The sequence below is a fragment of the Thermus sp. FJN-A genome (assembly GCF_054655095.1).
In genome coordinates this window covers 81,716-98,285 of record NZ_BAAHSC010000190.1, presented here as the reverse complement: position 1 = coordinate 98,285, position 16,570 = coordinate 81,716, and the positions used below count along the sequence as shown (strand labels likewise).

17 protein-coding genes and 1 tRNA gene are annotated in these 16,570 nt (G+C 68.5%); 10 read left to right on the top strand and 8 right to left on the bottom strand.

Annotation, left to right across the window (positions count from 1 at the left end):
• Positions 1 to 185: 185 nt before the first annotated feature.
• The 6 genes from ACYQ0J_RS08070 (at position 186) to rlmN (ending at position 4,976) form a co-directional block, all read left to right on the top strand.
• Entirely contained in the window at positions 186 to 1,523 is a 1,338-nt protein-coding gene (locus tag ACYQ0J_RS08070; protein ID WP_460171647.1) for an ammonium transporter, read from the top strand.
• Entirely contained in the window at positions 1,520 to 1,870 is a 351-nt protein-coding gene (locus ACYQ0J_RS08065) for a P-II family nitrogen regulator (protein ID WP_460171646.1), read from the top strand. Before ACYQ0J_RS08070 ends, ACYQ0J_RS08065 begins: the two co-directional genes overlap by 4 nt.
• Before the next feature lie 4 nt (positions 1,871 to 1,874).
• Entirely contained in the window at positions 1,875 to 2,777 is a 903-nt protein-coding gene (locus ACYQ0J_RS08060) for an HrcA family transcriptional regulator (protein ID WP_460171645.1), read from the top strand.
• Positions 2,767 to 3,438: a molybdenum cofactor biosynthesis protein gene (locus ACYQ0J_RS08055; RefSeq protein WP_460171644.1), complete on the top strand. Its 672-nt coding sequence runs from the start codon at positions 2,767 to 2,769 to the stop codon at positions 3,436 to 3,438. Before ACYQ0J_RS08060 ends, ACYQ0J_RS08055 begins: the two co-directional genes overlap by 11 nt.
• 43 nt (positions 3,439 to 3,481) lie before the next feature.
• The gene (locus ACYQ0J_RS08050) at positions 3,482 to 3,706 is read left to right on the top strand and encodes a hypothetical protein (RefSeq protein WP_460171643.1); all 225 of its coding nucleotides are present in this window, start codon (positions 3,482 to 3,484) and stop codon (positions 3,704 to 3,706) included.
• Positions 3,707 to 3,926: 220 nt separating this feature from the next.
• Entirely contained in the window at positions 3,927 to 4,976 is a 1,050-nt protein-coding gene (gene rlmN / locus ACYQ0J_RS08045) for a dual-specificity RNA methyltransferase RlmN (RefSeq protein WP_460171642.1), read from the top strand.
• Here the strand turns inward: rlmN and ACYQ0J_RS08040 are convergent.
• Positions 4,945 to 6,108 carry an acyl-CoA dehydrogenase family protein gene (locus ACYQ0J_RS08040; protein ID WP_460171641.1) on the bottom strand — a complete coding sequence of 388 codons (1,164 nt, stop codon included), beginning with the start codon at positions 6,106 to 6,108 and terminating at the stop codon, positions 4,945 to 4,947. The two genes, rlmN and ACYQ0J_RS08040, sit on opposite strands and share 32 nt — an antisense overlap.
• Before the next feature lie 105 nt (positions 6,109 to 6,213).
• On the opposite strand from ACYQ0J_RS08040, the gene ACYQ0J_RS08035 reads away from it, so the two are divergent.
• Entirely contained in the window at positions 6,214 to 6,915 is a 702-nt protein-coding gene (locus ACYQ0J_RS08035) for a Clp1/GlmU family protein (protein WP_460171640.1), read from the top strand.
• On the opposite strand, the gene leuS is transcribed toward ACYQ0J_RS08035, so the two are convergent.
• The 5 genes from leuS to proB all read right to left on the bottom strand — a co-directional run bounded on the left by leuS (position 6,893) and on the right by proB (position 13,024).
• Positions 6,893 to 9,529, bottom strand: a complete 2,637-nt coding sequence (gene leuS, locus ACYQ0J_RS08030) for a leucine--tRNA ligase (protein ID WP_460171639.1) — start codon at positions 9,527 to 9,529, stop codon at positions 6,893 to 6,895. The genes ACYQ0J_RS08035 and leuS overlap by 23 nt on opposite strands.
• A 202-nt stretch (positions 9,530 to 9,731) precedes the next feature.
• Positions 9,732 to 10,517 carry a YhjD/YihY/BrkB family envelope integrity protein gene (locus tag ACYQ0J_RS08025; RefSeq protein WP_460171638.1) on the bottom strand — a complete coding sequence of 262 codons (786 nt, stop codon included), beginning with the start codon at positions 10,515 to 10,517 and terminating at the stop codon, positions 9,732 to 9,734.
• Positions 10,510 to 10,680: a hypothetical protein gene (locus ACYQ0J_RS08020; RefSeq protein WP_460171637.1), complete on the bottom strand. Its 171-nt coding sequence runs from the start codon at positions 10,678 to 10,680 to the stop codon at positions 10,510 to 10,512. Before ACYQ0J_RS08020 ends, ACYQ0J_RS08025 begins: the two co-directional genes overlap by 8 nt.
• A complete protein-coding gene (locus ACYQ0J_RS08015; protein WP_460171636.1) occupies positions 10,677 to 11,915 on the bottom strand; it encodes a glutamate-5-semialdehyde dehydrogenase in 1,239 nt (412 codons plus the stop codon). Before ACYQ0J_RS08015 ends, ACYQ0J_RS08020 begins: the two co-directional genes overlap by 4 nt.
• Positions 11,912 to 13,024 (bottom strand): glutamate 5-kinase, encoded by a 1,113-nt coding sequence (gene proB, locus ACYQ0J_RS08010; protein ID WP_460171809.1) that lies wholly within the window; start codon positions 13,022 to 13,024, stop codon positions 11,912 to 11,914. The genes ACYQ0J_RS08015 and proB overlap by 4 nt, the downstream gene beginning before the upstream one ends.
• Positions 13,025 to 13,082: 58 nt before the next feature.
• Here proB and ACYQ0J_RS08005 point away from each other — a divergent pair, with 58 nt between their 5' ends.
• The gene (locus ACYQ0J_RS08005) at positions 13,083 to 15,185 is read left to right on the top strand and encodes a PKD domain-containing protein (protein WP_460171635.1); all 2,103 of its coding nucleotides are present in this window, start codon (positions 13,083 to 13,085) and stop codon (positions 15,183 to 15,185) included.
• Here ACYQ0J_RS08005 and ACYQ0J_RS08000 read toward each other — a convergent pair.
• Positions 15,153 to 15,365 carry a hypothetical protein gene (locus tag ACYQ0J_RS08000; RefSeq protein WP_460171634.1) on the bottom strand — a complete coding sequence of 71 codons (213 nt, stop codon included), beginning with the start codon at positions 15,363 to 15,365 and terminating at the stop codon, positions 15,153 to 15,155. The genes ACYQ0J_RS08005 and ACYQ0J_RS08000 overlap by 33 nt on opposite strands.
• A gap of 53 nt (positions 15,366 to 15,418) precedes the next feature.
• Between ACYQ0J_RS08000 and ACYQ0J_RS07995 the strand changes: the two genes are divergently transcribed.
• Positions 15,419 to 15,495: transfer RNA gene (locus tag ACYQ0J_RS07995), tRNA-Arg, on the top strand.
• Positions 15,496 to 15,559: 64 nt separating this feature from the next.
• Positions 15,560 to 16,123, top strand: a complete 564-nt coding sequence (locus ACYQ0J_RS07990; RefSeq protein WP_460171633.1) for a cob(I)yrinic acid a,c-diamide adenosyltransferase — start codon at positions 15,560 to 15,562, stop codon at positions 16,121 to 16,123.
• A gap of 99 nt (positions 16,124 to 16,222) precedes the next feature.
• Here the strand turns inward: ACYQ0J_RS07990 and ACYQ0J_RS07985 are convergent, their stop codons facing one another.
• Complete coding sequence (locus ACYQ0J_RS07985) at positions 16,223 to 16,498, bottom strand: hypothetical protein (protein ID WP_460171808.1); 276 nt, start codon at positions 16,496 to 16,498, stop codon at positions 16,223 to 16,225.
• Between the last annotated feature and the right edge of the window lie 72 nt (positions 16,499 to 16,570).

Sequence of the window (16,570 nt, the reverse complement as noted above, 5' to 3'; positions counted from 1 at the left end):
TGCCCCCGGCATCAGGGAAAACGCAGTGTCCAAAGTTTTGTTATCACTAGGCAACTTATCGTTTGACATAAAGCACACTATACCGGGTAAGCTGCCATTTACGTACACGCAGTATTTGCCATATGTCAACCATACTATTGACATCATGCACATCCGGTGCTACCCTTGCCCCCAAGGGGGTGGCCATGAAGGCGCGGATGACCCTGGGAGTGTTGGCGGCAAGCGGGTTTTCGGGAGTGGCCTTGGCGGAAGGGATAGACGGGGCAGCCACGGCCTGGATGCTGGTCTCCACGGCCTTAGTCCTCCTCATGACCCCGGCCTTGGCCTTTTTCTACGGCGGGCTGGTGCGGAGCAAGAACGCCCTGAACACCATGATGATGAGCTTCGCTGCCCTGGGCTTTGTGGGGGTGGGCTGGGCGCTCTTGGGCTATAGCCTGGCCTTTGCCCAGGGGAGCCCCTGGCTGGGGAGCCTCGAGCACCTCTTCCTAAAGGGGGTGAGCCTCGAGGCCAAGGGGGAGATCCCCCACCTCCTCTTCATGGCCTTCCAGGGCACCTTCGCCATCATCACCGCCGCCCTCCTCACCGGGGCTTTGGTGGAGCGGATGCGGTTTGCTCCCCTACTCCTTTTCCTAAGCCTCTGGGGGCTTTTCGTTTACGCCCCCATCGCCCACTGGGTCTGGGGCGGGGGGTTCTTGGGCACCCTGGGCGCCTTGGACTTCGCCGGGGGCACGGTGGTGCACATCAACGCCGGGGTGGCGGCCCTGGTGGGGGCCCTGGTCCTCGGGGCCCGGAAGGACTACGGCCTCCAGGCCATCCTGCCCCACAGCGTCCCCCTTACCCTGCTGGGGGCGGCCCTCCTGTGGTTCGGCTGGTTCGGCTTCAACGGGGGCAGCGCCCTAAGCTCGGGGACCTTGGCCTCCTTGGCCTTCGTGAACACCCTTTTGGCCCCCGCGGCCACCCTGGTGGTCTGGACCCTTCTGGACCTCCTGCGCACCGGGAAGGCCACGGCGGTGGGCCTGGCCACCGCCATCGTGGTGGGCCTGGTGGCCGTCACCCCCGCGGCGGGCTTCGTCTCCCCACTGTCCGCCCTGGTCCTGGGGGGTGTTGCCGCGCTCCCCAGCTACTTCTTCCTCCTCTACCGGCCCAGGACCAGGCTGGACGACAGCCTGGACGTCTTCGGGGCCCACGGGATCGCCGGCATCACGGGGGCGCTTCTCACCGGCCTCCTGGCGGAAAAGGCCTGGAACGGGGTGACGGACGGCCTCCTCTTCGGCAACGCCCGGCAGCTCGCCATCCAGGCCCTGGCGGTGGGGGTGGCCCTGGGCTTCTCGGCCTTGGGCACGTTCCTGCTCCTGAAGCTTACGGGCCTCTTTACCCCCTTGCGGGCGAGCCCCAAGGAGGAAGGCCTGGGCCTGGACGTGACCCAGCACGGGGAGGAGGCCTACGCCAGCGGGGAAGGGGCCATCCTGGTGCTCTCCGAAGCCAGCCCCAAGGCCCTGAAGCCCGTGGGGGGTGAGGCATGAAGCTGATCGTGGCCATTGTCCGCCCGGAAAAACTCCATGACGTTCTGGAGGCCCTCTTCAGGGCCGAGGTGCGGGGGCTTTCCCTCAGCCGCATCCAGGGGCACGGGGGGGAGATGGAGCAGGTGGCCACCTACCGGGGCACCACGGTGAAGATGGCGTTGCACGAGAAGGTACGCCTGGAGATCGGGGTCTCCGAGCCCTTCGTCAAACCTACGGTGGAGGCCATCCTGAAGGCGGCCCGCACGGGGGAGGTGGGGGACGGAAAGGTGTTTGTCCTGCCGGTGGAGAAGGTCTACCGCATCCGTACCGGGGAGGAGGACGAGGCCGCCGTGACCCCGGTACAATAGGGGTGTGACGGCGAGGCAGCGGGCCATCCTCTACCTCCTGGTGGAGGAGTACATCCGGACCAAGGCTCCGGTGCCCTCGGCCCGGGTAGCCGAGGGCCTGGGGCTTTCCCCCGCCCTCTGCCGCTACGAGCTCATCGCCCTCGAGGAGATGGGCTACCTCAGCAAGCCCCACGCCTCCGCGGGGCGCGTGCCCACCCGGCAGGGCTTCCGCCAGTACGGCCTTTCCCTCCTGCCCCCAAGACCCCTGCCCGAGGCCACCCGGGAGCGGCTGGAGCGGGCCCTGGCGGGGGCCCGGGAGCCTGAGACCTTCCTGGTGAAGATGGCGGTGGGGCTCTCCGGCTACCCGGCCCTCCTGCGCCTCAGGCCCAGAAAGTCCCCCAGGGTCCTCCAGGTTCACCTCTCCCCCCTCCCGGAGGGCACCCTGGCCGTCTTCGTCCTGGAAGGGGGGAGGGTGAAGGAGACCAGGCTCCCCCTCTCCCTACCCCCGGAGCGGCTCAAGCAGGCGGAGGAGGCGCTCTCCGGCCCCTTCACCGCCTTGCCCCAGGCCCCCCGGGGCCTGGAGGAGCTCTTCGCCCACCTCTCGCGGGCCCTCTCCGCCGGGCTTTCCCTCACGTACCGGGAGGGGCTGTCCGAGGCCTTGAAGGAGCCCGAGGCCCAGGACCCGGGCTTCCTGGAACGCCTGGTCCGCCTCTACGAGGCGGGGAGCGAGGAGCTCCTCACCCCCCCGGGGCGGGTGGACGTGCGGGTGGGGGAGGTGGAGGGGCTGGCCCAGGTGCAGGCGGGCTTCGCCAAGGGGGAGTGGCTGGGGGAGATCACCCTCTTAGGCCCCATGCGCATGCGCTACCCCCAGGCCCTATCCGTAGCCCTGGGCCTCACCCAGGTCTATACTGGGCAACATGCGGGTTGAGGTGAGGCTCTTCGCCCTCTACCGGGAGCAGGCGGGAACGGACCGCCTGGGCCTGGAGCTCCCCGAGGGGGCCCAGGTGCGCCACGCGAAGGAGGCCCTGGAAAGGCGCTTCCCCGGCCTCAGGCTGGAAGGGGGTATGGCCGCGGTGAACCAGGCCCTGGCGGGGGCGGAAACCCCCCTAAAGGAGGGGGACGAGCTGGCCTTCCTGCCCCCGGTGTCCGGCGGCCAAGACTCCTTCGGCCTCACGGAGGACCCCCTGGACCTAAAGGCCCTGGTGGACTGGGCCATAGCCCCCGAGTACGGGGCGGTGGTGAGCTTCCTGGGCACCACCCGAAGCCCCAACCGGGGGGAGGAGGTGGCCTTTTTGACCTACGAGGCCTACCCCGGGATGGCGGAGAAGGTGATGGGGGAGATCATCGCCGAGATGCGGGCCCGCTGGCCCCTAGGCCGCGTGGCCCTCTGGCACCGCCTGGGCCGGGTGGACCCGGGGGAGGCTTCCATCGCCATCGTGGTCTCGGCCCGGCACCGCAAGGAGGCCTTCGCCGCCTGCGAGTACGCCATAGACCGGGTGAAGCAGATCCTCCCCGTCTGGAAGAAGGAACACCGCAAGGACGGGAGCTTCTGGGTGGAGGGCTTCGCCCCGGAGGAGCAGAGGCTTTGACAGCACCCCATGCCGGCCCCTGTCGGCATGGGACCCCAGGGATATGACCTCCTTCACCTTCATCGCCGGCCTCCTCCTCCTGGTGCTCTTCGCCCTGCCCCTCCTCTTGGGCTTCCTGGCGGGACGGGCCTACCGGGAGGGCCGGGGCCGGGTGGCCCTGGGGCTCCTCCTCTTCGGGGGGTTTTGGGGCCTGTTGGCCAAGCCGAGGCCTTTGGGGCTTCTCCTCCTCCTCTTGGGCCTCTTCCTGGGCTACGGGAGGCTCCGCTGATACCACCCCATGCTGGCTTGCGCCAGCATGGGGGCCCCGGTGAGGCCACCCCGTGCTGGCCCCTGCCAGCATGGGGCCCCAGGAGGCAGGCCAAGCGGGGATTTCCGGGGCTGGCAGCGCGAGGAAGAGGCAAAAGGGCATGAACCCGCCGCCCGAGGAGGGGGTATACTGGGGGGATGACCGGGGCCCCGGCCAAGGGCCGAGGAGGGGGTGCGAGCGCATGCGGGCCATCTTGGAACTTTTACCGGAAGAACTCCCCGGCGAGGGGTACCGCAAGGCCCAGATCGCCCACTGGCTCTACGCCCGGGGCGTTTTGGACTTCGCGGAGATGACCGACCTCCCCAGGGCCCTGCGGGAGGCCCTGGCGGAGGAGTGGCGCATCTCCGAGTTCGCCCTGGTGGAGGCCTATCCCAGCCAAGACGGAAGCGTCAAGTACCTCTTCACCCTCCTGGACGGCAAGAAGACGGAGGCGGTCTACATGCCCTACCCTAACCGCAAGACCGTCTGCCTCTCCAGCATGGTGGGCTGCCCGGCGGGGTGCACCTTCTGCGCCACCGGGGCCTTGGGCTTTGGCCGCAACCTCACGGGGGCGGAGATCCTGGCCCAGGTCCTGGCCATCGCCCACCACCAGGGCATCTCCCCCCGGGAGATCCGGAACGCGGTCCTCATGGGCATGGGGGAACCCCTTTTGAACCTGAAAAACGTCCTCCGGGCGGTCCGGGTCATGCTCCACCCCAAGGGGCTCGCCATGAGCCCAAGGCGCATCACCCTCTCCACCGTGGGCATCCCCAAGGGGATCTACCGCCTGGCCGAGGAGGACCTCGGGGTGCGCCTGGCCCTCTCCCTCCACGCCCCCGACGACGAGACCCGCCGGAGGATCATCCCCACCGCCCACCGCTACCCCATCGCCGAGATCATGGAGGCGGTCCGCCACTACCACGCCAAGACGGGGCGCCGGGTCACCTTTGAGTACACCCTCCTCAAAGGGGTGAACGACCACCCCTGGCAGGCGAGGCTTCTCGCCAAGCTCCTCAAGGGAATCAGCGCCCACGTGAACCTCATCCCCTTCAACCCCTGGGAAGGGGCCCCGGTGGAGGGGACGCCCAAGGCGGGCATCCTGGCCTTCGCCGAGGAGCTCAAGCGCCTGGGCGTCCCCACCTCCATAAGGTGGAGCCGGGGCCGGGACGTGGGGGCGGCCTGCGGCCAGCTGGCCCTCAAAACCCCAAAGGCCCTCAGCTTCAAACCGCTTCCAGAAGGCGCCGGGCGATGACGAGCTTCAGGATCTCGCTCGTCCCCTCCCCGATCCGGGTCAGGCGGGCATCCCGCCAGTAGCGCTCCACGGGGTAGTCCTTGACGTAGCCATAGCCCCCCAGGATCTGGATGGCCTCGTCGCAGGCCCTGACCGCCGCCTCGCTGGCGAAGAGCTTGGCCTGGGCGGCCTCGAGGGCAAAGGGCCTCCCCGCGTCCTTGAGCTCCGCCGCCTTGAGGTAGAGAAGCCGCGCCGCCTCCAGCTCCGTGGCCGCCTCCGCCAGCTTGAAGGAAACGCCCTCAAACTCGGCGATGGGCCTCCCGAAGGCCTCCCGCCCCTTGGCGTAAGCCAGGGCGAAGTCCAAGGCCGCCCGCCCCAGGCCCACGGCCATGGCGGCGATGCCGATCCTGCCCCCGTCCAGCACCCGAAGGACGTGGTAAAACCCCCTCCCCCGCTCGCCCAAGAGGGCGTCCTCGGGGAGGAAGAGGTCCTCCAGGAGGAGCTGCGCCGTGTCCGAGGCGTTTAGCCCCAGCTTCTCCTCCTTCCGCCCCACCTTTAGGCCCTTTTCCGGGCGGAAAAAGGCGAAGGCGGAGATGCCGAGGTGCTTTTTGTCCGGGCTTGGGGCCGGATCGGTGCGGGCCATGACCACGTAGACCCCGGCCACGCTCCCCTGGGTGATGAACTGCTTGGTGCCGTTTAGGACCCATCCCTCCGGCACCTTTTCCGCCTTGGTCTTGAGGGCGGCGGCATCCGAGCCTGAACCTGGCTCCGTGAGCCCCCAGGCCCCCAAGGCCTCCCCCGCGGCCAGCTTGGGGAGGAAGGCCTCCTTCTGCGCCTCGCTCCCCGCGAGCAGGATGTGCCCGGTGGCCAGGGAGTTGTGGCTGGCCACGGTGAGGGCGAGGGCGCCATCGTGGTAGGCGATAGCCTCCACCATGCGGGCGAAAAGCCGCGTGGAAAGCCCCGCCCCCCCGTAGGCCTCGGGCACCACCGCCCCGAAGACCCCAAACTCCGCCAGCTTCCGCACCAGCTCCCAGGGAAAGGCGCCCGTGCGGTCCCGCTCCGCCGCCCCCGGGGCCACCTCCGCCTTCAAGAACTCGCGGAAAGGCCCCAGCACCTGCCGCTCCTCCCTGCTTTCCTCAAACCAGAGCCCCATGGTGGGGTTAGTATAACCCTTTCTTGCGGGGAGGCAAAAATACGTCAGATCATCCCGGGCCTCCGCGCCCCTCCCCGGGGAAAAGCGATGGTAGATTGCCTAAGGATGCTCCTCCTGGCGGGCCCCACGGATGTGGGCAAGACCACCCTGGCCCTGAGGCTTCTGGAGAAGGCGGGGGAGGCCTACCTCCTGGACCTGGACCCGGGACAGGGGGCCCTGCCCGGGGCCTTCACCCTCTTCCGCTACCAAGAAGGCCGCCTCACCCCCCTACGCCGCTACCTCCTCGGGGCCCTTTCCCCTCTGGGGCTGGAGGCCAGGGCCGTGGTGGGGGCCCTGCGCCTGGCCCGGAAGATCCCCCCAGGAAGCCCCGCCGTGGCCGACACCGACGGGCTTCTGGACCCGGAGTTCCGCCTCCTGCAGGTGGAGGCCTTAAGCCCCACGGAGGTCCTGGTCCTGGGGGCGGAGGGGCTTTACCGGGCCCTGGCCTGGCGCCAGGACCTCAAGGTGCGCCTGGTCCCGCCCCTCCCCGGGGCGCGGAGAAAGCCCCCAGGGGAAAGGCGGAAAAACCGATTAGAAAGGCTTCTCACCCACTTCCAGGGGGCGAGGCCCAAGGCGGCCCCCCTCGAGGGACCCCCCCAGCCGGAAAGGCTCTACGGCCTACTGGACGGGGAAGGGTTCCTCCTGGGCTATGGCAGGCTTTTGGCCTTCGCGAAAGGAGAAGGGCTCTTCCTCACCCCGGCGGAGGGGGAGGTGGCGAAGGCCCTCCCCACCCGCCTCGCCCTCCCTATCCCCGCACTACCAGGTTGAGGATCTTCCCGGGCACGTAGATCTCCTTCACCACCTCCTTGCCCTCGAGGTGGGCCTGGACGTTCCGCACCTTAAGGGCCTCGGCCCGCGCCACCTCCAGGGGGGCGTCCTTGGGGATCCGGATCGTCCCCCGCACCCGCCCGTTCACCTGGACGGCCACCTCCACCACGTCCTTCTCCAGGGCCTTCTCGTCCAGCTCGGGCCAGCCCGCCTCAAAGAGGCTATCGGGCCAGAACCAGTGCCAAAGCTCCTCGGCGAGGTGGGGGGCGAAGGGGAAGAGCATCTGCAGGTAGTAGCGGATGGCGGTGCGGTAGACCGGGGTGACGGGGCGGTCCTTGCGGTACTCGTAGAGGGCGTTCAGGAACTCCATGAGGGCGGCGATGGCGGTGTTGAAGCGGAGGGCCTCCAGGTCCTCCGTGACCTTCTTCAGGATCTCGTGGAGCTTCCGGTAAAGCTCCCGGTCCTCCCCCTCCAGGGCCTCCGCCCGGAAGACCCCACTCGTTTCCAAAAGGGCCTCCCGGTCCTCGGCCACCCGCCTGTGGATGCGGTTCAGGAAGCGCCAGGCCCCCTGGACCCCCTCCTCGGTCCAGACCATCTCGTTCTCCGGGGGCGCGGCGAAGAGGATGGTGATGCGGGCGATGTCCGCCCCCTGCTCCTTCACGAAGGGCCCCACCATGACGCCGTTGCCCTTGGACTTGCTCATGACGGCGGGCTTCCACAGGTGAAGGGTGCCGTCCTCGTGGGGGCGGAGCTCGGCCCCCATCTTCCTCACGTCCTCCAGGGAAAGCTCACGCTCCGGGATCTCCAGCCGGATGCGGGTGGGCTCGGGGAGGCGCACCACGCTTCCTTCCACCTCCACGGGGCCGAAGTCCGTCCAGGCGAGGACCATGCCCTGGGTGAAGAGGCCCTGGAAGGGCTCCTCCACCTTCACCATCCCCAGGTCGTGGAGAAACTTGGTGAAGAAGCGGCTGTAGAGGAGGTGAAGCACCGCGTGCTCCACCCCGCCGATGTACTGGTCCACGGGCATCCAGGCGTTCGCCTTCTCGGGGTCAAAGGGGAGGCGGTCGTTGTGGGGGTCGGTGTAGCGCAGGTAGTACCAGCTGGAGTCAAAGAAGGTGTCCATGGTGTCCGTGTCCCGCTTGGCGGGGCCGCCGCACTTGGGGCAGGTGGTCTCGTAGAACTCGGGGTGGGCCTCCAGGGGGCTCTTCCCCTTAGGGCGGATGTCCTCCACGTCCTTGAGGTCGGGAAGGAGCACGGGAAGCTCCTCCTCGGGGACGGGGACCACCCCGCAGGCCTCGCAGTGGACCATGGGGATGGGGGTCCCCCAGTAGCGCTGGCGGCTTATGAGCCAGTCCCGGAGGCGGTAGGTGACCCGGCCCTTGCCCAGGCCCTTCTCCTCCAGCCAGGCGATGACCTTCCGCTTTCCCTCCTCGCTTTCCGTCCCGTCAAAGGGCCCGGAGTTCACCATGATCCCGGGCTCCTCGTAGGCCCTTTCCAGGGGCTCGGGGAGGGGCTCGCCGGGCCGCTCAATCACCTTCTTGATGGGAAGGCCGAACTTCCTGGCGAACTCGTAGTCCCTCTGGTCGTGGGCGGGGACGGCCATGATGGCCCCGGTGCCGTAGCCATAGAGCACGTAGTCGGCGGTCCAGATGGGGATCCTCTCCCCCGTGGCGGGGTTTAGGGCGTAGGCCCCCAGGAAGACCCCGGTCTTCTCCCGCCCCTCCGCCTGGCGCTCAATCTCCGTCTTGCGCTTGGCGGCCTCCACGTAGGCCAGGACCTCCTCCCGCTTCTCCGGGGCGGCGAGCTCCAGGGTCAAGGGGTGCTCCGGGGCGAGCACGAGGAAGGTGGCTCCGAAGAGGGTGTCGGGGCGGGTGGTGAAGACGGGGATCCTCACCTCCTTCCCCTCCACGGGGAAGAGGATCTCCGCCCCCTCGGAGCGGCCGATCCAGGCCCTTTGCATGGCCTTGACCTTCTCGGGCCAGTTGAGGCCATCGAGGTCCTTAAGAAGCCTCTCGGCGTAGGCGGTGATGCGCAGGTACCACTGCTCCAGCTCCCGCTTCTCCACGGGGGTGTCCTCGTGCCGCCAGCACCGCCCCTCCACCACCTGCTCGTTGGCGAGCACGGTCTGGCACTTGGGGCACCAGTTGACGAGGCCCTTCGCCCGGTAGGCCAGGCCCTTTTCCCACATCTTGAGGAAGAGCCACTGGTTGAAGCGGTAGTACTCGGGCTCGCAGGTGGTCACCTCCCGGTCCCAGTCGTAGAGGATGCCCATGAGCCGGAGGCTCTCCTTGGCCTGGCGGATGTTCGCGTAGGTCCAGTCCTTGGGGTGGACGCCGAACTTCAGGGCGGCGTTCTCCGCGGGGAGGCCAAAAGCGTCCCAGCCCATGGGGTGGAGGACCTCGTAGCCCTGCATCCGGCGGAAGCGGGCCAGGACGTCCCCCATGGTGTAGTTCTTCAGGTGGCCCATGTGCAGGTCCCCGGAGGGGTAGGGGAACATGACCAGCACGTACTGCTTGCCCCGCTTCCCCGGTACCTCCTCGGCTTTCATGAAGCCCTTCTCCTTCCAGAAGCGCTGCCACTTGGGCTCAATGGCGTGGGGGTTGTACTTCTCCATGCTTCCTCCCTCAAAAAAGACCCTTCCCCCGGGGGGAAGGGACGGCCAGGCCCCTTCCCACCCTAGGGGGTTAGCCTGGACCGGCTCATGGGACCATCATACCCTTCCCCTGCGCCCCTGGCACCCTTTGTCCCCTTCGCCCCGCCGTCTCCACCGGGCCGCCAGGGCCCCCGTGCTGGCCTCGGGCCAGCACGGGGTGGCATCAGGCCTCCTCCATGGCCCGGGCCAGAAGCGCCCCAAAGAGGAAGACCCAGAGGACCAGGTAAAGCCCCAGGAGGGCCAGCACGAACCCGGCCAGGGGGCCGTAGAGGAGCTCGTACTGGGAGCGGGGCAGAAGCCGGGGCAGACCGAGCCGGACGGCCTCAAAGAGCAAGGTGGCCACCCCCGCTCCCGCGCTCAAGGGGAGGAGGTCCCTTAGGGCCCCCACCCCCCGGAAAAAGGCATAGGTGAAGAGGAAGAGGAGAAAAGCGGCCAGGAGGGGAAGGAGGCCCTCCACCGGTCCCCAAAGCCCCCGCCACCCCGGGGGCAGGAAGCGGAGGAAAAAGCCCAAGAAGAGGCCCAGCAGGGAGAGGAGCATGAGCCCCAGGCCCAGCAAAAAGGGCATGAGGAGGCCCAGAAGCCGGTGGCGAAGCCCGGGGGGCCTGCCGAAGATGAGGCCCAGGGCGTAGCTCAGGGCGGCGAAGAAGTTGCTCCCCGACCAGAGGAGGAGGAGGCCGCTAAAGAGGGTGAGGGGAAAGGCCGAGCGGGTGAGAAAGCGGAGCAGGTCCTCCGCCAGCTCGGGCCGGGCCGGGAAGAGGCTTAGGGCTAAGGCCGCCACCCCCTCCAAGAACTCCGCCCGCAAGGCGGCGTTTCCCGAGAGCAGGAGGCCGAAGACCCCCACCAGGAGGAAGAGGAGGGGCATGAGGGAGAGGAGGGCGTAGTAGGCGAGGGCGGCGGCGAAGAAGGGGACGTGGGCCTCCTGGTACAGGCGGAGTAGGCGCCTAAGCAAGGTCTTCCACCTCTTCCGCGCCCTTCAGGTCCCCCGCCTCCAGGAAGAGGCGGATGGCCGCCTCCTTGTGCCGCCGGGCTTCCTCGGGGAGGCCAAAGCGGAGGTGCCACGCCAAAAGCCCCCGGTGGGCAGAGGCTTGGGCCACGGAATCTTCCCGCTTCACGCCCGCTCCTGCCCCTCCCCCAGGGCCACCCACTTGGTGGTGGTGAGCTCCAGGGGCCCCATGGGGCCGTAGGCGTGGAGCTTGGAGGTGCTGATGCCGATCTCCGCCCCCAGGCCCAGCTCAAAGCCATCGTTAAAGCGGGTGGAGGCGTTCCAAAGCACCAGGCTCGCGTCCACCTCCTCCAGGAAGCGCCAGGCCACCTTGGGGTCCTCGGTGCAGATGGCCTCCGTGTGCCGGGAGCCGTAGCGGGCGATGTGGGCCAGGGCCTCCTCGAGCCCCGAGACCACCTTCACCCGGAGGATGAGGTCCAAATACTCCCGGTCCCACTCCTCCTCCTGAGCGGGAGCGGCTTCCTTGAGGAGGGGAAGGGCCCTTGGGCAGGCCCTGAGCTCCACGCCCTTTTCCCGCATGGCCTCCTCCAGCATGGGGAGGAAGGCTCCCGCCACCTTCTCGTGGACTAAGACGGCCTCGAGGGCGTTGCACACCGCGGGGCGCTGCGTCTTGCCGTTTAGGGCGAGGCGGAGGGCCATGGAGAGGTCCGCCTTGGCGTCCACGTAGAGGTGGTTCACCCCCTTGGCGTGGGCCAGGACGGGAACGCGGGCCTCCCTTTGCACCAGGCGGATGAGCTCCTCTCCCCCCCTCGGGATGAGGAGGTCTAACAGCTCCAGGTGGCACATCTCCAGGATGGCCTCCCGGTCCGTGGTGGGCACCAGGGTCACCGCCTCCTCGGGGAGGCCCGCCCCCCGCAAGGCCTCGTGCCAGAGGGCCACCAGGGCCCGGTTGGAGCGGAAGGCCTCCTTCCCGCCCCTCAGGAGCATGGCGTTTCCCGCCTTTAAGGCCACGGAGACCGCCTCCACCGTGGCCCCGGGCCGCGCCTCGTAGATGAAGCCGATGAGGCCCAAGGGGACCCGCATCCTGCCTACCCTTAGGCCGTTTGGCCTCTTGGCCAGGCCCTCTATCCGCCCCAGGGGGTCGGGGAGAAGGGCGATCTGGCGGAGGCCCTCCGTGAGGGTCTTCAGGTCCTTCTCCTTGAGGGCCAGCCGGTCCAGCTTGGCCTTGGAAAGGCCTGCCCCTTCCGCCTCCTTCAGGTCTTCCCGGTTCGCCTCCAAGACCCTTTCCCAGCGGGCCTCGAGGAGGTCCGCCATGGCGAGGAGGGCCCGGTCCCGGTTTCCCTTGGCGATCTCGGGTAGCCTCCTTCGCGCGCGCTCCGCAAGTTCCCGAATGGCCGCCGTCATGCCTCCTCCTTCAGGGCCAGGTGGTCCCGGTGGACCACCTCCTCCGTGTAGCGGTAGCCCAGGATGGCCTCAATCTCGCTGCTCTTCCGCCCCTTGATGCGGGCGATCTCCTCCGAGGCGTAGTTGGCGAGGCCCACCCCCACCTCCTCCCCCCCCTCGGAGAGGAGGCGCACCGCCTCCCCCCGGGAGAACCTCCCCCGCACCTCCCGAATGCCCGCGGGAAGGAGGCTTGCCCCCCGCTCCTTGAGGGCCCGCACCGCCCCCCCGTCCAGCACCAGCTCCCCCTTGGGCCGGGTGAGGCCGTAAAGCCAGGCCTTCTCCCCCCGGTAGCGCCTTTTGGCGTGGAAGTAGGTGCCGATGGGGGCCCCGGAAAGGGCCTCCAGGATGGCCCCTGGCCTTCTTCCCGGCAAGAGGAGGGTGGGTATGCCCACCCTGCCGGCGATGCGGGCGGCCAAAAGCTTGCTTTTCATCCCCCCGCTTCCCAAGGGGTTCCCTTCCCCCGCATGGGCCAAGACCCCCTCCACCCGCTCCACCTCGAGGATGGGCCGGGCCAGGGGGTTCCGCTTGGGATCCTCCTCGTAAAGGGCATCCACATCGGAGAGGATGAGGAGGAGGCCCGCCTCCACCAAGGCCGCCACCCGGGCGGAGAGCTGGTCGTTGTCCCCAAAGCGGATCTCCGCAAAGGCCACGGTGTCGTTCTCGTTGATGACGGGAAGGACCCCCAGGCCCAAGAGGGCCCTCAGGGTGGCCTTGGCGTTCAGGTAGCGGCTCCTGGCGGAGAGGTCCTCGGCGGTGAGGAGCACCTGCCCCACGGTGAGGCCTAAGGGGGCAAAGGCCTCCTGCCACAGGGCCATGAGGAGAGGCTGGCCCACGGCCGCCAAGGCCTGCTTAAGGGGCATGTCCTGAGGACGCCTTTCCAGGCCCAGCCGCCGCATACCCGCCGCCACCGCCCCCGAGGAGACGAGGACCACCTCCCGCCCCTCCTGCCACAGGAGGGCCACCTGGCGGGCGATCTCCCCCATGGCCTCCCGGTCTAACCCCCCTTCCCCCGCGAGGACGGCGCTTCCCACCTTGACCACCAGGCGCTTTGTGGAAAGCCCAAGCCGCATTAAGGCCCAGGATAGCACGCTCATCCGCCCCTCCTGAGAGCCTGGTAGGGTGGGCGGTATGGGTCTTAGACCCGCCCTCCTCCTGGCCCTGGCAGGCCTCCTGGGAGCCTGCACGGGGTTTTTCGGAAACCACCCTCCCGCGCTTCTCAGCTTTCAGGCTGTGCCTACCGAAGGAGAAGCCCCCCTCACGGTGCGCTTCACCTGGAACGTCCAAGACCCCGATGGGGACTCCCTGAATTGCACCCTGGAAACAGGGGACGGGGCCCGGGTCATGTTGGATTCCTGCGGCCCCGGTTGCACCCACACCTACGCGTCCCCCGGGGACTACCAGGCCACATTGCGTGTGTCCGATGGCAAGACCGCCATCACCCAGACAGCCCGGGTGCGCGCCCACCCTCAAAAAGACTTCACCCTAGTCCTGGAAAGTACCTCCCTTTCCGTTGCCCAGGGAGGAACCACATACGTGCGCCTCTCCGTGACGGGGAGCTATTCGGGCGCGGTTTCCCTTTCCCTGGTGGACGGGAGCGGCAACCCCTTTACCGGCGTAAGCCTTTCCCCCACCCAAACCCCGGTGCCCTCAGCGCCCATGCTGGAACTCCAGGCATCCTCGAGCCTCACCCCCAGCACTTACGCCCTTCGGTTGCGGGGAACGGGCGGGAGCGTTACCAAGGAAGTGGGCTTTACCCTAACGGTCACCCCCACCCAGAACCTCTCCATCGCCAAGGTGGAGTGGGGCCAGACCGTCCTGAAGGAGGACCTGCGCCTGGTGGCGGGGAAGCCCGCCCTCCTCCGGGTCCACCTGGTGGCAAGCCCAAATCCCCTCACCTTGGCCCAGCCCCTCTCCGGGGCGGTCTACGCCAACACCACCTTCCTCGGAAACCTCGCCTTCACCTGCCCGAACCCCATCCCCACGGGCACCGTCCAAGGGGACCTCCGCACCACCTGCCACGCCACCCTCCCCGCAAGCTGGGTGGCCCCCGGCCTCCGGGTGGAACTCCGGGCCGACCCCCAGGACCGGGTGGGAGGCACCCCGGCGGAGAAGTCCCGCACCCTCGCCCCCCAGGTAGGCCCTGGGATCACCCTGCACCTCACCGCGGTGCCCGTGATCCACGGGGGCGTAACGGCCTCCGTGCCCTCCTTCAGCCCAACCCTCCTCAGGGTCTGGCCCCTTAAGGACGTGGCCTCCACCATCCGGGCCCCCTACACCTTCGCGGGCACCCTCAGCGCCAGCGACGGCAACGCCTGGAGCCAGCTTCTGGACGAGCTTCGCCTCCTGCGCCAGGCGGACGGGAGCGGGCGGTACTACTACGGCTTCGTGCGGGTGAGCTACACCGCGGGCATCGCCGGAATCGGCTACCTCGGTTATCCGGTGGCCGTGGGCTGGGACTACCCGCAAAGCGCCCCCGGGGTCATGGCCCACGAGCTCGGCCACAACTTCGGCCGGGACCACGCCCCCTGCGGCACGGGTGGGGACCCCAGCTACCCCTACCCGGGCGGGAGCATCGGCACCTGGGGCTACGACCTGGCGGACGGGACCCTCAAGGACCCCGCCACGTACAAGGACCTCATGAGCTACTGCGGCCCCCAGTGGGTCTCCGACTACACCTACGAGGGAGCCTGGAGCTTCCTGGAGAGGAACCCCCCCTCGCCCCAATCCCTGCCCGAGGAAGGCCTCCTCTTCTCGGGGCGGATCAGCGGGGACCAGGTGATCTTCAACCCGCCCCTCCGCCTCCCCGTGGCCCCGGAGGGAAGGCCCTCCCCCTACCGCCTGAGGGTGGACGGGAGGGAGTACCCCGTCTACGTCCTGGAGGACTCGGAGGGGATCCTCCACTTCCAGGCCCGGGTACCCCTCGGCCCCTGGGCCCGGGTGGCCCTCTACCGGGAGGGAGTCCTCCTAGGCGAGGTGACGGGGGGCGTGAGGCCCCAGGCCGAGCCCCGGGTGGACCTCCGGGAGGAGGGAGGCTTCCTGGTGGTCCGCTGGACGGGCTACCCCTTCCTCTCCCTCTTCCACGTGGCCGAAGATGGCTCCCGCACCACCCTGGGCCTCTGGCGCCGGGGCGGGGAAGCCCGCTTCTCCCTGGAGGGCCTGCCCCCCGGCGGGGCCTTTGAGGTCCAGCTCTCGGACGGCCTAGAGGTCCGCACCCTGGTCCTCCCCCGGTAGAAAAAAGCGCCCCTCGCGCAGGATCACCCTGCCCTCCCGCCGGAGCCTTACGAGGAGGGCGAAAAGGGTGCCCTTGGAAAGGCCGGGGAACAGGGGCTTGAGCATGGCGTGGACTTCCTCCAGGGAACGCCCTCCCCGCAAAAGGGCAAGAAGATGGGCCCTAAGGCGCTCTTCCCGCACAAAGCCCATTATTGACAAAGGCGGCTTTGCCGTGTTACCTTGGAGGCTGGCTTGGGCCCGTAGCTCAGTTGGATAGAGCGGCTGACTACGGATCAGCAGGTCAGGGGTTCGAATCCTCTCGGGCCCGCCACGGGAAAGGCCGGGGTCCTTTACGGCCCCGGGCCTTTCTTTTCCCCGGGGCCTACAATGGGGCCATGAAGATCTACACCAAGACCGGGGACGCCGGGGAGACCGGCCTTTACGGGGCCGAGCGGGTGGTGAAGGCCCACCCCCGGGTGGAGGCCTACGGCACCGTGGACGAGGCCAACAGCGCCCTCGGCCTGGCCCGAAGCCTGCTCCCCCGGGAGCACCTGGACCTTCACGATCTGCTGGAGCGCATCCAGAACGCCCTGTTTGACCTCGGGGCGGACCTGGCCACCCGCATGGGGAGCCCCTATGAGAAGAACATCTCCCGCATGGAGGCCGAGGATGTGGAGGCCCTGGAAAAGGCCATTGACCGCTACCAGGAGGAAAGCCCCCCCTTCCGGGGCTTCATCCTGCCCGGGGGACACCCTGCGGCCGCGGCCCTGCACCTGGCCCGCACCGTGGTGCGCCGGGCCGAGCGCAAGGTGGTGGCCCTGAGCCGGGAAGAGCCCGTGAACCCGGAGGCCATTCGCTACCTGAACCGGCTTTCCGACCTCCTCTTCGTCCTGGCCCGGGTGGTGAACGCCCGGGAGGGGGTTAAGGAGGAGGGGTGGCTGGTGAAGGGGCGCCGCTGAGTGCCCGTGCCCTGACTTCGCCACGCCTGGCCCCCCGTCCGCTCCTGTGGAAACGCCCCTTTGGGGGTCCCCGCCGAGGCTTCCGCCTCGGCGGGGTACTTAGGGCCAGGGCTTGCCGTAAACCCGCACCTCGGCCCCGGGGAAAGCGGTCTCCAGAAGCTCCTTTAGAAACCGGGCCGCCTCGGGCAAAAGCCCCCCGCAGGGCCCTTCCATGTAGAGGAAGAGGTAGCGGGGCCTCCTCGGGGACTGGGAAAAGCCCAGGCATCCCTCGTACTCGGGAAAGTACTCCAGGAAGAGGTCCAGGAGGTCCTGCACCAGGTCCTTGGCCTCGGGCAGGGCCTCTATGGAGCTCTGGGGCTTGACCCAGAAGGTCATGGCCTTCACGCCCCCATTATCGCCCGTAATGGCGGGCAAGAGGCTCTTGCAAAGTGATATCACAATGCTATA

Coding starts and splice junctions, on each gene's coding strand:
- ACYQ0J_RS07990 (WP_460171633.1), top strand. CDS start 15,560: ATGAAGATCTACACCAAGACCGGGGACGCCGGGGAGACCGGCCTTTAC.
- ACYQ0J_RS08005 (WP_460171635.1), top strand. CDS start 13,083: ATGGGTCTTAGACCCGCCCTCCTCCTGGCCCTGGCAGGCCTCCTGGGA.
- ACYQ0J_RS08065 (WP_460171646.1), top strand. CDS start 1,520: ATGAAGCTGATCGTGGCCATTGTCCGCCCGGAAAAACTCCATGACGTT.
- ACYQ0J_RS08035 (WP_460171640.1), top strand. CDS start 6,214: ATGCTCCTCCTGGCGGGCCCCACGGATGTGGGCAAGACCACCCTGGCC.
- ACYQ0J_RS08015 (WP_460171636.1), bottom strand. CDS start 11,915: ATGACGGCGGCCATTCGGGAACTTGCGGAGCGCGCGCGAAGGAGGCTA.
- proB (WP_460171809.1), bottom strand. CDS start 13,024: ATGCGGCTTGGGCTTTCCACAAAGCGCCTGGTGGTCAAGGTGGGAAGC.
- leuS (WP_460171639.1), bottom strand. CDS start 9,529: ATGGAGAAGTACAACCCCCACGCCATTGAGCCCAAGTGGCAGCGCTTC.
- ACYQ0J_RS08055 (WP_460171644.1), top strand. CDS start 2,767: ATGCGGGTTGAGGTGAGGCTCTTCGCCCTCTACCGGGAGCAGGCGGGA.
- ACYQ0J_RS08070 (WP_460171647.1), top strand. CDS start 186: ATGAAGGCGCGGATGACCCTGGGAGTGTTGGCGGCAAGCGGGTTTTCG.
- ACYQ0J_RS07985 (WP_460171808.1), bottom strand. CDS start 16,498: ATGACCTTCTGGGTCAAGCCCCAGAGCTCCATAGAGGCCCTGCCCGAG.
- ACYQ0J_RS08050 (WP_460171643.1), top strand. CDS start 3,482: ATGACCTCCTTCACCTTCATCGCCGGCCTCCTCCTCCTGGTGCTCTTC.
- rlmN (WP_460171642.1), top strand. CDS start 3,927: ATGCGGGCCATCTTGGAACTTTTACCGGAAGAACTCCCCGGCGAGGGG.
- ACYQ0J_RS08040 (WP_460171641.1), bottom strand. CDS start 6,108: ATGGGGCTCTGGTTTGAGGAAAGCAGGGAGGAGCGGCAGGTGCTGGGG.